Raw genomic sequence first — 13,172 nt, forward strand, 5'->3', positions numbered from 1 at the left:
AACACTGCAAATGGACGCCGATATCCTGGTTCTCCAGGCCAGCTACACCAACCCCACCCACGCCGAAGCCATCCGCCTGGTGCTCAACCACTACGCCCTGGACCCCATGGGCGGCGGGGAGCCGTTGTCCGCCGATGTGCTGCACAACCTGCCGGACGAGCTGGCCAAACGCCCCCATGCGTTCAGCGTGCTGGCCTTTGTCGGCGGCGAGCCGGCGGGGTTGGTCAATTGCTTCGAGGGGTTTTCCACCTTCGCCTGCCGGCCGTTGGTCAACGTGCATGACGTATCGGTGGTGGACAAGTTCCGCGGCTTGGGGCTGAGCCAGAAGATGCTGCAAAAGGTCGAGGACATCGCCCGCCAGCGCGGCTGCTGCAAAATCACCCTGGAAGTGCTAGAGGGCAATGCCGTGGCCCAAGCCTCCTACGGCAAGTTCGGCTTCGCCGCCGGCATGTTCGACCCGGCCCATGGCCGGATGCTGTTTTGGACCAAGGCGTTGTAGCGGCAATAAGAAGGGGGCGACCTCACCTGGGTGGGAGCGGGTTTACCCGCGATAGTGCTGGGTCAGGCGACATCAGCTTTTCTGACACTGCGCCATCGTCGGGCGGCGCCCGGAGCAAGGCCGCTCCCGCGCCTCTTGCGGCGGTCACGCCTTGGGCGTTTGCTCCTGGGCGCGGCGGGTGTCGCTGATGGGGGTGTCTTTTTTCGCCTTGTCGGCGGCCAGGCGTTGCTCGGCGTTGCCGTGCAGTTGCTGTTGGCTGACTTTGAAGGTGTCCCAGAACTCACGGGAGCGCTCGGCGCCGCCTTCGGCGAAAGCGGCGCTGGTGCTGGCGGTCATGAGGGCGGCGAGAAGCAAAGTGGAGATTTTCATGGGGTATTTCCTGTCATGGAAGGGAAGGGAGCCTCGTACTCGATGTGAGGCATGGGGGCAGCATCTGGCCCTTCAATTAAATGCCGGTTAACCGGCCCTGACAGGTAATGCGAGGGCCGGAACCGGCCCCCGAGTGGGTTACTTCTGCACGACCGCAGTGGGCACTGGGGCGACCTTGGGCTTTATCAGGCTGAAGTCGATCATGGCCCGCTGCTTGCGCTCGAACGGGTTGCCGATCAGCAGCGGGCGGGGTTTGAAGCTGTCGCTGACCAGGCTTTTGCTGTCGTCCAGTTCATCGGCGCTCAGGCCTGCCAGATCGGCCCAGGTGTGGATCAGGTTGGAGCTGCTGTAGGGCCGGCCGGTTTCGCCAGTGAAGTCCCATTCGTGGTTGGCGCGCCACTTGGGCGAGGCCCAAGCCATGAACGGAATGGTGTACATCGGCGCCGTCGGCTTGCCTTCGTTACGGCCCAGGGTGCTGTGGCCGGCGGAGTCGAACACGTCTTCACCGTGGTCGGAGAGGTACATCAAAAAGCCATTGGGGTCGTTCTTGGCGTAGTCCTTGATGAGGCTCGACACCACGAAATCGTTGTACAGCACCGCGTTGTCGTAGCTGTTGTAGGTCGGCAACTGGTCGTCGCGCACGCCTTCGGGCACACCCTGGCGGTCGGTGAACTTGTCGAAGCTAGGCGGGTAGCGGTACTGGTAGCTCATGTGCGTGCCCAGCAGGTGCACCACGATAAACTTGCGCTCGGCGCCGTCGGCCAGGGCCTTGGAGAAGGGTGCCAGCACGTCGCCGTCGTACTGGCGGGCGTTCTGGTTGCGGTTGTTGTTGAGGTACACGCGCTCGTCGGCTTGTTCGGAGAACGTGGTGAGCATGGTGTTGCGCTTGGTCATGGTCTGCTGGTTGGTGATCCAGAAGGTCTTGTAGCCGGCCTGCTTCATCACGCTGACCAGGGACGGGGTCTTGAGGTAGTCGTCGGGGTGGTCTTCGTCGGCGAAGGTCAGCACCTGCTGCAACGCCTCGATGGTGTAGGGGCGCGGGGTAATGACGTTGTCGAACACCGCCAGTTCATCGCGCAGCTTGTCCAGTTCCGGTGTGGTCTGGCGCGGGTAGCCGTACAGGCTCATGCGCTGGCGGTTGGTGGATTCGCCGATCACCAGCACCAGGGTGGCCGGTTGGTTGGCCTGGGCGTCCTTGAGGTTTTTCAGGGGGGCGATCTTGCTCACGTTCTCGAGCATGCCCTGCATGTTTTCCAGCTGATGGGTGTAGCGCCGGTACGCCACGATCATCTGCCACGGCACGGCGGGTTCGATGCGAGTCTCGAACTTCTCGATGGCGGTGGTCAGGTCGTCGGTCTTGATGATCTGGCGCACCAGTGGGTAGCCGACCACCGCGACGAGGATGGCCATGGCAGCCACCATTGCCTGCTTCCTGGGCAGGTACACCGGGCGCAGGCGTGTCCACAGGAAGAGCGCCACGGCGGTGTGGGCGATGAAGCCGAGCACGATCCACCAGGCGAAATATTGCGTCAGGTACTCGCCCGCTTCAGAGATGTTCGACTCGAACATGATGAAGATGACGCTTTGCGAGAATTCCTGCTGATAGACGAAGAAGTAGCCCAGGCTGGCCATCGAGCAAACCCACAGGACCACGCCTATCAGCCCCGCCAGCAAGCGCGTGCGCGCCGGGAACAGCAGCATCGGCGCGAGCCAGATGGCGCTCATAAAAAAAGCTTGGCGGAAACCGGAAAAACCGGACGTGCCGGTGAAGAGAATCAGTGCCTGGGTAATGCCGGAAAAATACCAGAAGAACAGGAATAACCAGCCCAATCCTGCCCAATCGAAGCTTTTCGCAGACTTTTCGCTGCGTTCAAAAGTTGCCATCAAGCGCTCCAGGCGATTAATCAGATCGGCTGCTGAAGTCGCTCAAGGCGCCAGCCACCGGGCGCCGCTCGCCAGACGAGCGGCCAGAAGAGGCCGGAGTATCACCAAGGGCTTGTGAAAACTTTGTGAGTTGAAGCCCTGCTAGGCGGTTGCTGGGCTGGCCACGTTGCGGGCCTGTTGCAGGCGCTCTTGCAGTTCGGCGACCTGTTGGCGCAACTGCTCGCGTTCGGCCTTGAGTTGGCGCAGCTCATCGCGGCGAACGCTGACGTACAGGGTTTGTGCAGGTGCTGGCCTAACGAGCGCGCCCATGGCGGACCTCAATGTGCAAAAGATGTGTACTGGCGCCCCGGGCAGGTGCAAGGGCGCAATCGGCGCTGATTTTGGTTTTTTTATGGAATAAATGGAACTTTTTTATTTTTCACTGTCCCTGTGTCTTCGTCGATATTTCTGACGTGATACCGCGTAGTTATCTGCTTGAAGGGCTGGTGCATCTGTGGATGTGCCGGATTAACCCTCGTCAGCGTCCTTGCGCTATAACCTTTGACACACCTTTTTAGTGGTAAGGAGCATCAGCACATGCAACTGGGGATTGTTGGACTGGGCCGCATGGGCGGCAACATTGCACGACGCCTGATGCTCAATGGCCACACGACTGTGGTCTACGATCGCAACACCGATTTTGTCGACGCCTTGACTGCCGAGGGCGCCACCGGCGTGGTGGACCTCCCGGCCCTGGTGGCCGGCCTACAAAAGCCGCGAGCGGTATGGGTCATGCTGCCGGCCGGCGCGCCCACCGAAGACACCATCGAGGCCCTGAGCCAACTGCTCGATGCGGGCGATGTGATTATCGATGGCGGCAACACCTTCTATAAGGACGACATCCGCCGCGCCAAGGCCCTGGCGGCCAAAGGCCTGGAATACATCGACGTCGGCACCTCCGGCGGCGTCTGGGGCCTGGAGCGCGGCTACTGCATGATGATCGGCGGCGATGCCGGCGTGGTGCAGCGCCTCGACCCGCTGTTCGCCACCCTGGCCCCAGGCCTGGGCGACATCCCGCGCACCCGCGACCGCGTCGCCACGGATGACCGTGCCGAGCGCGGCTACATCCACGCCGGCCCGGCCGGGTCGGGGCACTTTGTCAAGATGATCCACAACGGCATCGAGTACGGCATGATGCAGGCCTTCGCCGAGGGCTTTGACATTCTCAAGACCAAATCCAGCGAAAACCTGCCAGAAGACCAGCGTTTTGACCTGAATGTCGCCGATATCGCCGAAGTCTGGCGCCGCGGCAGCGTGGTGTCGTCCTGGCTCCTGGACCTGACCGCCGACGCCCTGGCCAGCGACCCAAAACTCGACGGTTACTCTGGCGCGGTGGCCGACAGCGGAGAAGGGCGCTGGACCATCGAGGCGGCCATGGAGCAATCGGTGCCGGTGCCGGTGCTGTCCAACTCGCTGTTTGCCCGCTTCCGTTCCCGCCAGCAAAGCACCTACGGTGACAAACTGCTCTCGGCCATGCGTTTTGGCTTTGGCGGCCACGTCGAGACCCCGAAAAAATGACCGCCCCGGGAAAGGGCCGCCCCCCCGAGCCGGCGCCGCCGACCACGTTGTTCCTGTTCGGCGCCCATGGCGACCTGGTCAAGCGCCTGCTGATGCCGGCGCTGTACAACCTGAGCCGTGACGGCCTGCTGGGTGAGGGGCTGCGCATTGTCGGCGTGGACCACAACCCCATCAGCGACGCCGACTTTGCCCTGAAGCTGGAAAACTTCATTCGCAACGAGGCCGCAAGCAAGGTCGGCAACGGCCGGGACTCCCTCGACCCGCAGTTGTGGGCGGCGCTGGCCAAGGGCATCAGCTACGTGCAGGGGGATTTCCTCGACGAGCAGACCTATCGGGATTTGGCGGCGAAAATCGCCGCCAGCGGCACCGCTAACGCCGTGTTCTACCTGGCCACCGCGCCACGGTTCTTTACTGAGGTGGTCACCCGCCTCGGTGCGGCCGGGTTGCTGGAGGAAAGCGACGAGGGGTTTCGCCGGGTGGTGATCGAGAAGCCGTTCGGCTCCGACCTGCAGACCGCCGAAGCACTGAATGCCTGCCTGCTCAAGGTGATGACGGAGAAGCAGATCTACCGTATCGACCATTACCTGGGTAAGGAAACCGTGCAGAACATCCTGGTCAGCCGGTTTTCCAACAGCCTGTTCGAGGCGTTCTGGAACAACCACTACATCGACCACGTGCAAATCACCGCGGCGGAAACCGTGGGCGTCGAGACCCGGGGCAGTTTCTACGAGCACACCGGCGCGTTGCGGGACATGGTGCCCAATCACCTGTTCCAGCTCCTGGCAATGGTGGCCATGGAGCCGCCCGCTGCCTTCGGCGCGGACGCGGTGCGTGGCGAGAAGGCCAAGGTGGTGGGGGCGATCCGCCCCTGGTCGGTTGAGCAGGCGCGGGCCAACTCGGTACGCGGCCAGTACGCTGCGGGTAAGCGTGACGGGCAGCCCTTGGCCGGCTATCGCGAGGAGCCCAACGTCGCTCCCGACAGCACGACCGAAACCTTTGTCGCCCTCAAGGTGATGATCGACAACTGGCGCTGGGTGGGCGTGCCGTTTTACCTGCGCACCGGCAAGCGCATGAGCGTGCGCGACACGGAGATCGTGATCTGCTTCAAACCTGCGCCCTACGCGCAGTTTCGCGACACCGAGGTCGATGAGTTGCAGCCGACCTACTTGCGCATCCAGATCCAGCCCAACGAGGGCATGTGGTTCGACCTGCTGGCCAAGCGCCCGGGGCCGGAGCTGGAAATGGCCAATATCGAGTTGGGGTTTGCCTACAAGGATTTCTTCACGATGCAGCCCTCAACGGGTTACGAAACCCTGATCTACGACTGCCTGACCGGCGACCAGACGCTGTTCCAGCGCGCAGACAACATCGAGAACGGCTGGCGTGCCGTGCAGCCATTCCTCGATGCCTGGAAGCAAGACGCCAGCGTGCAGGCCTATGCGGCTGGCACCGACGGCCCGGCGGCGGGGGATGAACTACTGGCCCGCGACGGGCGCGTCTGGCATCGCCTGGGGTGAACCAACCGCTGCGGGTTCTCCCGCAGCGTCCTTACAGCCAGAAACTCACCGCGTACCAGCCCAACACCCCCATCACCGCGGTGTAGGGCAGGGCCATCCACACCATGCGCCCGTAGGACAGGCGCACCAGCGGGGCGATGGCCGAGGTCAGCAGGAACAGGAACGCGGCCTGGCCGTTGGGCGTGGCCACGCTGGGCAGGTTGGTGCCGGTGTTGATGGCAACCGCGAGCGTCTCGAAGTGTTCGCGGCTCATGTGGCCCAGGGCGAAGGCTTCTTTCACTTCAGTGATGTAGATGGTGGCGACGAACACGTTGTCGCTGATGGCCGAGAGCAGGCCATTGGCGATAAACAGCATGCCCGGTTGCTGCGCCGGCGGCAGGGCCAGCACCCATTGGATCAGCGGGGTGAACAGTTGCTGGTCGTGGATCACCGCCACCACCGCGAAAAACACCACCAGCAGCGCGGTGAACGGCATCGCGTCCTTGAAGGCGTTGCCGATGCGGTGTTCATCGGTGATGCCGGTAAAGGAAGTGATAAGCACGATCACCATCAGGCCGATCAGGCCGACTTCGGCGATATGCAGCGCCAACCCCACGATCAGGATCAATGCAGCGGCGCCCTGTACCAGCAGGGCGGCGCGTTGGCGCTGGGTACGCTGGGCGTTGTCCTGGGCGGCATAGCTGGCCAGTACCGCGCGCACGTTGTCCGGCAACAGGGTGCCGTAGCCGAACCAGCGCAGTTTCTCCAATAGCACGCAAGTCACCAGGCCCGCCGCCAGCACCGGCAGAGATACCGGGGCGACTTTTAGAAAGAACTCGGCAAAATGCCAGCCCATCTCATGGCCGATCAACAGGTTCTGCGGCTCGCCCACCAGGGTGCATACGCCGCCCAGGGCGGTACCGACCGCGCCGTGCATCAATAGGCTGCGCAGGAACGCGCGAAACTGTTCCAGGTCTTCGTGGTGCAGGCTCGCCACGCCATGGTCCTCGCTGAAAGGGCTGTCCTGGCGTGGGTCGCTGCCCGAAGCCACGCGGTGATAGACCGAGTAGAAGCCCACCGCGGCGCTGATAATCACTGCGGTGACGGTCAAGGCATCGAGAAACGCCGAGAGGAACGCCGACAGAAAGCAGAACAGCAACGCCAGCAACGCCTTGGAGCGCACCCCCAGCAATAGACGGGAGAACAGGAACAGCAGCAAGTCCTTCATGAAGTAGATGCCGGCCACCATGAACATCAGCAGCAGGATCACCGGGAAGTTGTGCAGCAATTCCTCATACAGCGCCTGGGGCGTGGTCATGCCCAGCAGCAGGGCCTGGACCATCAGCAGCCCGCCGGGGATCAGCGGGTAGCATTTGAGCGCCATGGCCAGGGTGAAAATGAACTCGGCCACCAGCAGCCAGCCGGCGGCTACCGGGCCGACCGTCCAGAGCAGCAGCGGGTTGAGGATCAGGAACGCGACGATGCTGGCTTTGTACCAGCGTGGCGAATGCCCGAGGAAGTTGTGCGCGAACGCCTGGGCCATTGAACCGGACATCGGCCGCTCCTTGAGTGGGAAAGGTGCGCAACTTGCCGTAACAAAATTGGAATATCAAGTGCGCTGATGATGTGCTTTGGCGCGCAGGTGGGCGGGCAGTGGCACAAAAAGTCACTTATTTGGCTTTTATGGAAGGTAAACCTGCAGCTTCTGACAGTAGCCGGCCCCGGGGCCTCTCTGTTGAATGGGGGCCACTTGCCCACCACGACCGGTTGGCTTCAGGGGGTGCAGTTCAAATGACTCAAAGGGTGCATTGGCACACGGCACAGGCGAGGCCTTCAGGTGCTGGCCGGTTGGATGCCGGGTTCGGCAAGGCAGGGCTGGCGCAGGTGTACTTCCCTGGCAGCACCTCGAGCCTGGCCACCGGCGTAGCGGTTTGCCCGGACGGCAAGTTGTTGGTGGCGGCCAAGGTCGGCACCCACCAGGGTTATCGCTTCGGCCTGGCCAGGCTCAAGGCCGACGGTTCGGCGGACCTGGGTTTTGGCGAGCAGGGCGCGGTCATCGGCCAGTTCGAGGGCTGCGGCGATGCCATGGCCGCCGGTGTGGTACTGCTGGCGGATGGGCGCATTCTGATCCATGGCTTACAGGACATCAGCGCGCAGCACAGCCTGCCGGCGCTGGCGATGTTCGACGCCCTGGGCCATCTCGATCGCCGCTTCGGCGATGGCGGCAAGCGGGTGGTGCATTTGCCGGGGCAATTGTCGGTGAGTACGCGTGACCACTGGGTGCCTATGGGGACGCCCGGCACAGAGGTCAGCGGGGCATGCGTCCAAGAGGACGGTGCGATCTTGCTGCTGGCCAATCATCACTATGCGTTGGCCAACCATGTCGGCGTGCTGATCCGCGTGGGCGCCGATGGTGAGTTGGACACGGCGTTCAATGGGCGCGGCTTTGTGATCGTCAGGCGCGCGCTGGCCAACACTTGGCTGGGGGGTGTCCACCTGCAGGCCGATGGCCGCGTGCTGGTGGCCGGGGCCAGCGACTTGCCGCCTCAAGGCCTGCTGGCCCGCTACAACCCCGATGGCAGCCCGGACGTGCAGTTTGGCGATGGCGGTATGGCGATCTTCCACCTGGCGAGCCAAAGCAATCGGTTCCGCCAAGTGCTGGCCCTGGCGGATGGACGCTTGCGTTCCGTGGGCCATACCAACGATCCACTGCTAGCCATGGCGCGGGGCGTGCAGGGGGATGGTGGCCCGGACCTGGGGTTCAATGATGGCCAGGCTTCGCTGATCGCCATCGGCCACCAGGGGTGCCAGTGGACGGCAGCCACGCTGCAAGGTGAACAACTGATCGCTGTAGGGTCGACTCAGGGCGGTTTTGAGGCAGACATTATCGTGGCGCGTTGGGCGCCCGGCGGCACACTTGACCCAGGTTTCGGCCAAGGCCGGGGCTGGGTCAGGACGCGCCTGGGCCCAGGGCTGGACACTGCAACGGCTGTCGCCCTGCAAGAGGACGGGCGGATCGTGGTGGCCGGCCATTCGCTACAGGGCAACTTCAGGGCCGTGGTCGTGCGGTATATGGGTTGAGCCTGCGACCATTGGCAGCAGTGCGAGCCCTTTTCCGGGGCGCTGTGGTTTTATCTGCACTCATAGCGTATTGATACTCTTTATATAATCTGTGCAACTAGGTCTGTCGGCTGGTTTTTGCTAAGGTGTCCGGCAACTAATAAGACCATATCGCGAGGTGTCTGCTTGATTAGGGTGCTAGTGGTCGATGACCATGATCTCGTTCGTACAGGCATTACACGAATGCTGGCTGACATCGATGGGCTGCAAGTTGTCGGCCAGGCTGAGTCGGGAGAAGAGTCCCTGCTCAAGGCGCGGGAACTCAAGCCTGATGTGGTGCTGATGGACGTCAAGATGCCGGGCATCGGTGGCCTTGAAGCCACGCGCAAAATGTTGCGCAGCCATCCGGATATCAAGGTGCTGGCGGTAACGGTGTGCGAAGAAGACCCGTTTCCTACGCGATTGCTCCAGGCCGGCGCGGCGGGCTATCTGACCAAAGGTGCAGCCCTGGCGGAAATGGTTCAGGCGATTCGCCTGGTGTTTGCCGGGCAACGCTACATCAGCCCCCAGATCGCCCAGCAATTGGCGATCAAATCGTTCCAGCCCACCAGTGATTCTCCGTTCGACTCGTTGTCCGAGCGCGAGATCCAGATCGCCTTGATGATTGTGGGCTGCCAGAAAGTGCAGATTATTTCCGACAAGTTGTGCCTGTCTCCCAAGACAGTGAACACCTACCGCTACCGCATATTCGAGAAACTCTCGATTAGCAGCGATGTTGAACTGACATTGCTGGCCGTTCGCCACGGGATGATCGATGCCAGCCTCTGACAATGACTGACGTATTTGATCCCGGTGCTTTTCTTTCTACCTGCAGCGGCCATCCCGGCGTGTACCGCATGTTCGACAGCGATGCGCGCCTGTTGTACGTCGGCAAGGCGAAGAACCTGAAGAAGCGCCTGGCCAGTTATTTTCGCAAGACCGGCCTGGCCCCCAAGACCGCCGCCCTGGTGGCGCGCATCGCGCAAGTCGAGACCACCATCACCGCCAACGAAACCGAGGCGTTGCTGCTAGAGCAGACGCTTATCAAGGAGTGGCGGCCGCCCTATAACATCCTGCTGCGCGACGATAAGTCCTATCCCTACGTCTTCCTGTCGGACGGGGAGTTCCCGCGCTTGAGCATCCACCGTGGCGCCAAGAAGCAGAAGGGCAAGTATTTTGGGCCGTACCCCAGCGCCGGGGCGATTCGCGAAAGCCTGAGCCTCCTGCAAAAGACCTTCTTCGTGCGCCAGTGTGAAGACAGCTACTTCAAGAACCGTACCCGTCCGTGCCTGCAATACCAGATCAAGCGCTGCAAAGCGCCTTGCGTTGGCCTGGTGGAACCCCAGGTCTACGCCGAAGACGTGCGCCACTCGGTCATGTTCCTTGAAGGACGCAGCAATGCCCTGACCGATGAACTATCCGCAGGTATGGAGCAGGCTGCCAGCACCCTGGATTTCGAGCGCGCGGCGGAGTATCGGGATCAGATATCCCTGTTACGTCGTGTGCAAGACCAGCAGAGCATGGAAGGCGGTACTGGCGACGTCGATGTGGTCGCAGCGTTCGTCAACCCGGGCGGAGCCTGTGTGCACCTCATCAGTGTGCGTGGCGGCCGGGTGCTGGGCAGCAAGAACTTCTTTCCGCAGGTGGGGATCGATGAAGCGGTGTCCGAAGTCATGGCAGCGTTCCTTGGCCAGTACTTCATCAGCAGCCCCGAGCGGGACTTGCCGAGCGAGTTGATCGTCAACGTCGTGCATGAAGACTTCCCGACCCTGATCGCTGCCATTTCCAAATTGCGTGGACGTGAACTGACCATCAGCCACCGGGTGCGCGGCACCCGTGCGCGCTGGCAGCAACTGGCGGTGACCAACGCCGAGCAGGCGCTGGGTGCCCGGTTGGCGAACCGCCAGCACGTTGCTGCGCGCTTCGAAGCTCTAGCCGAGGTCCTCAATCTCGACGAGCCGCCACAACGCCTGGAGTGCTACGACATCAGTCACTCCAGCGGTGAGGCGACCGTGGCTTCATGCGTGGTATTCGGGCCGGAAGGGCCACTGAAGTCCGATTACCGGCGTTACAACATCGAAGGCGTGACCCCTGGCGATGATTATGCCGCGATGCACCAGGCCCTGACCCGGCGCTTCAGCAAGCTCAAGGACGGGGAGGGCAAGCTGCCGGACATTCTTTTGGTGGATGGTGGCAAAGGGCAATTGTCCATGGCCCGGGACGTGCTGAACGAGCTGGCCGTGCCCGACCTAATCCTGCTCGGCGTGGCAAAGGGCGCCACACGCAAGGCCGGTTTCGAGACGCTTTATCTCAATGACGCGGCCCATGAATTCACCTTGCGCGGCGATTCTCCGGCGCTGCATTTAATCCAGCAGATCCGTGACGAGGCCCACCGCTTTGCAATTACCGGGCACCGCGCACGCCGCGGCAAAACCCGGCGAACCTCAACCCTGGAAGGGGTTGTGGGCGTAGGTCCAAAGCGCCGCCGTGAATTGCTGAAACATTTTGGTGGATTGCAGGAGCTGTCTCGTGCAAGCATCGAAGAGATCGCCAAAGCACCGGGGATCAGTAAAAAGCTTGCTGAGCTGATTTATGCAAGCCTGCACAGCGAGTAGAATCCCTCCCTTACCTTGTAGCCAGTTGTGTCGATGAATATCCCTAATCTGATCACCGTCTTACGCGTTCTGCTCATTCCGATCTTCATTCTGCTGTTCTATTTGCCCTACCACTGGAGCTACATGGCGGCCAGTTCGGTCTTCGCCTTTGCCGCTGCAACGGATTGGCTGGACGGCTATCTGGCGCGGCGTCTGGAACAAAGCACACCGTTCGGTGCGTTCCTCGACCCGGTGGCTGACAAACTAATGGTCGCCGTGGCCCTGGTGCTGTTGGTCCAGGAGCACGCCAACCTCTGGCTGACCTTGCCGGCGGCGGTAATTATCGGTCGCGAAATCGTTGTTTCCGCCTTGCGCGAATGGATGGCCGAACTCGGTGCCCGGGCCCAAGTCGCGGTTTCCAACATGGGCAAATGGAAAACTGCGGCACAAATGCTGGCGCTGGTGATCCTGCTGGCCAACCCATCGTCCTTCACGTTCTGGGTCCTGCTTGGCTATGCTTTGCTACTCATCGCAGCAGGCCTGACGCTGTGGTCCATGCTGCAATACCTGCGAGCGGCCTGGCCACACCTCAAGACCGACGTTGAAAAAAAATAAAGCTTTTTTGAATCAAAGGGTTGACGAAGGAATCGATTCCTATAGAATGGCGCTCACTTACCAAGACGCGGGAATAGCTCAGTTGGTAGAGCACGACCTTGCCAAGGTCGGGGTCGCGAGTTCGAGTCTCGTTTCCCGCTCCAAATATTGCGCTGCAGAGTTCCACTGAATTCTGTAAGTGATTGAAATCAGGGCCTTTAGGCCCTTTTTTCGTTCCAGCGGGAACCACTGAAATCCAGCACTATCCGGTGCGTTTAAGTCCAGGATTGAGTCCAGAATCCTGACGCGTACCGAATCGGTTTGATGCTGGAGCAGTTTGCGCAACGAGATGAGCATCTGGCCCTGACTCTGTTCAGGAGCTCGCGATGGCACTCTCAGAAATGACAGTTCGGCACGCCCGAATCACCGGTAATGACTACACCCTCGGCGACAGTGATGGTCTCACACTCAATGTGACGGCCAGGGGCGGAAAAGTCTGGCTCTTCCGCTACTACTGGGCAGGCAAGCAGAAGCGCATGTCCCTCGGTAGTTATCCCCAAATTGGGCTTAAAGAAGCCCGTACCCGTCGTGATGAAGCCCGTACCTTGGTTGCCCAGGGCATCAATCCCTATGAGCATCGCAAACAACAGCGGCTTGCTGTTCGTTTTGCGACAGAGCACACCTTCGAGGCCGTGTTCAATCAGTGGGTAGAGTTCCGCAGGCTAAGCCTGAAGGAAGGGCGGCAGAGCACGCTCTCGCAGATCTTGAGAATCTTCAATAAAGACGTCCTGCCCACCCTGGGCGGGCGGTCCATCTATGATATCAATCGTCACGATCTGCTGGATTTACTGAGCAGGATCGAACAGCGCAAGGCCTTAACGACAGCCGAAAAATGCCGGACCTGGTTCAACCAATTGTTCCGCTATGCGCTGGTGAAAATCGAGGGGCTGGAATGGGGATTCCACGCGCACTTGGACACCCATTCCACGAACACTTGGACAGCGACTCCACGCTGACTTGGACACTCATTCCACGGCCACTTGGACACTGATTCCACAAGCACTTGGACAGTGATGTCCC

Annotated in this window: 11 protein-coding genes, 1 tRNA gene and 1 pseudogene; 9 read left to right on the top strand and 4 right to left on the bottom strand. The window is 61.4% G+C overall.

Annotated elements, in window-relative coordinates:
- Window positions 1–10: 10 nt before the first annotated feature.
- Complete coding sequence (locus tag AC19YR_RS22005) at window positions 11–499, top strand: GNAT family N-acetyltransferase (protein WP_500600134.1); 489 nt, start codon at window positions 11–13, stop codon at window positions 497–499.
- Window positions 500–643: 144 nt separating this feature from the next.
- On the opposite strand, the gene AC19YR_RS22010 is transcribed toward AC19YR_RS22005, so the two are convergent.
- The 3 genes from AC19YR_RS22010 to AC19YR_RS22020 all read right to left on the bottom strand — a co-directional run bounded on the left by AC19YR_RS22010 (window position 644) and on the right by AC19YR_RS22020 (window position 3,061).
- Entirely contained in the window at window positions 644–868 is a 225-nt protein-coding gene (locus AC19YR_RS22010) for a hypothetical protein (protein WP_500600136.1), read from the bottom strand.
- A gap of 138 nt (window positions 869–1,006) precedes the next feature.
- Window positions 1,007–2,752, bottom strand: a complete 1,746-nt coding sequence (locus AC19YR_RS22015; protein WP_500600138.1) for a phosphoethanolamine transferase CptA — start codon at window positions 2,750–2,752, stop codon at window positions 1,007–1,009.
- A gap of 141 nt (window positions 2,753–2,893) precedes the next feature.
- The gene (locus tag AC19YR_RS22020; protein WP_176465131.1) at window positions 2,894–3,061 is read right to left on the bottom strand and encodes a DUF6026 family protein; all 168 of its coding nucleotides are present in this window, start codon (window positions 3,059–3,061) and stop codon (window positions 2,894–2,896) included.
- Window positions 3,062–3,292: 231 nt separating this feature from the next.
- Here AC19YR_RS22020 and gnd point away from each other — a divergent pair, with 231 nt between their 5' ends.
- Together gnd and zwf are read left to right on the top strand one after the other, a co-directional pair.
- The gene (gene gnd / locus AC19YR_RS22025) at window positions 3,293–4,309 is read left to right on the top strand and encodes a phosphogluconate dehydrogenase (NAD(+)-dependent, decarboxylating) (protein ID WP_500600140.1); all 1,017 of its coding nucleotides are present in this window, start codon (window positions 3,293–3,295) and stop codon (window positions 4,307–4,309) included.
- Entirely contained in the window at window positions 4,306–5,826 is a 1,521-nt protein-coding gene (gene zwf / locus AC19YR_RS22030; RefSeq protein ID WP_500600142.1) for a glucose-6-phosphate dehydrogenase, read from the top strand. Before gnd ends, zwf begins: the two co-directional genes overlap by 4 nt.
- Window positions 5,827–5,857: 31 nt before the next feature.
- On the opposite strand, the gene nhaB is transcribed toward zwf, so the two are convergent.
- On the bottom strand, window positions 5,858–7,360 hold the full coding sequence (gene nhaB / locus AC19YR_RS22035) for a sodium/proton antiporter NhaB (RefSeq protein ID WP_095109848.1): 1,503 nt from the start codon (window positions 7,358–7,360) through the stop codon (window positions 5,858–5,860).
- A gap of 236 nt (window positions 7,361–7,596) precedes the next feature.
- Here nhaB and AC19YR_RS22040 point away from each other — a divergent pair, with 236 nt between their 5' ends.
- From AC19YR_RS22040 to AC19YR_RS22065, 6 genes and pseudogenes are all read left to right on the top strand, one after another.
- Window positions 7,597–8,886, top strand: a complete 1,290-nt coding sequence (locus AC19YR_RS22040) for a hypothetical protein (RefSeq protein ID WP_500600143.1) — start codon at window positions 7,597–7,599, stop codon at window positions 8,884–8,886.
- A gap of 165 nt (window positions 8,887–9,051) precedes the next feature.
- The gene (gene gacA / locus AC19YR_RS22045; RefSeq protein ID WP_095109846.1) at window positions 9,052–9,693 is read left to right on the top strand and encodes a response regulator transcription factor GacA; all 642 of its coding nucleotides are present in this window, start codon (window positions 9,052–9,054) and stop codon (window positions 9,691–9,693) included.
- Window positions 9,694–9,695: 2 nt separating this feature from the next.
- Window positions 9,696–11,519, top strand: coding sequence for an excinuclease ABC subunit UvrC (gene uvrC / locus AC19YR_RS22050; protein WP_095109845.1), 1,824 nt, complete (start codon window positions 9,696–9,698; stop codon window positions 11,517–11,519).
- A 33-nt stretch (window positions 11,520–11,552) separates the two neighbouring features.
- Window positions 11,553–12,113: a CDP-diacylglycerol--glycerol-3-phosphate 3-phosphatidyltransferase gene (pgsA, locus tag AC19YR_RS22055; protein WP_095109844.1), complete on the top strand. Its 561-nt coding sequence runs from the start codon at window positions 11,553–11,555 to the stop codon at window positions 12,111–12,113.
- A 67-nt stretch (window positions 12,114–12,180) separates the two neighbouring features.
- Window positions 12,181–12,256 (top strand) — tRNA-Gly (locus AC19YR_RS22060).
- A 222-nt stretch (window positions 12,257–12,478) separates the two neighbouring features.
- Window positions 12,479–13,069: pseudogene (locus AC19YR_RS22065) on the top strand (tyrosine-type recombinase/integrase); the annotation flags it as partial.
- Between the last annotated feature and the right edge of the window lie 103 nt (window positions 13,070–13,172).

This window comes from Pseudomonas sp. MF08817 (assembly GCF_059862705.1).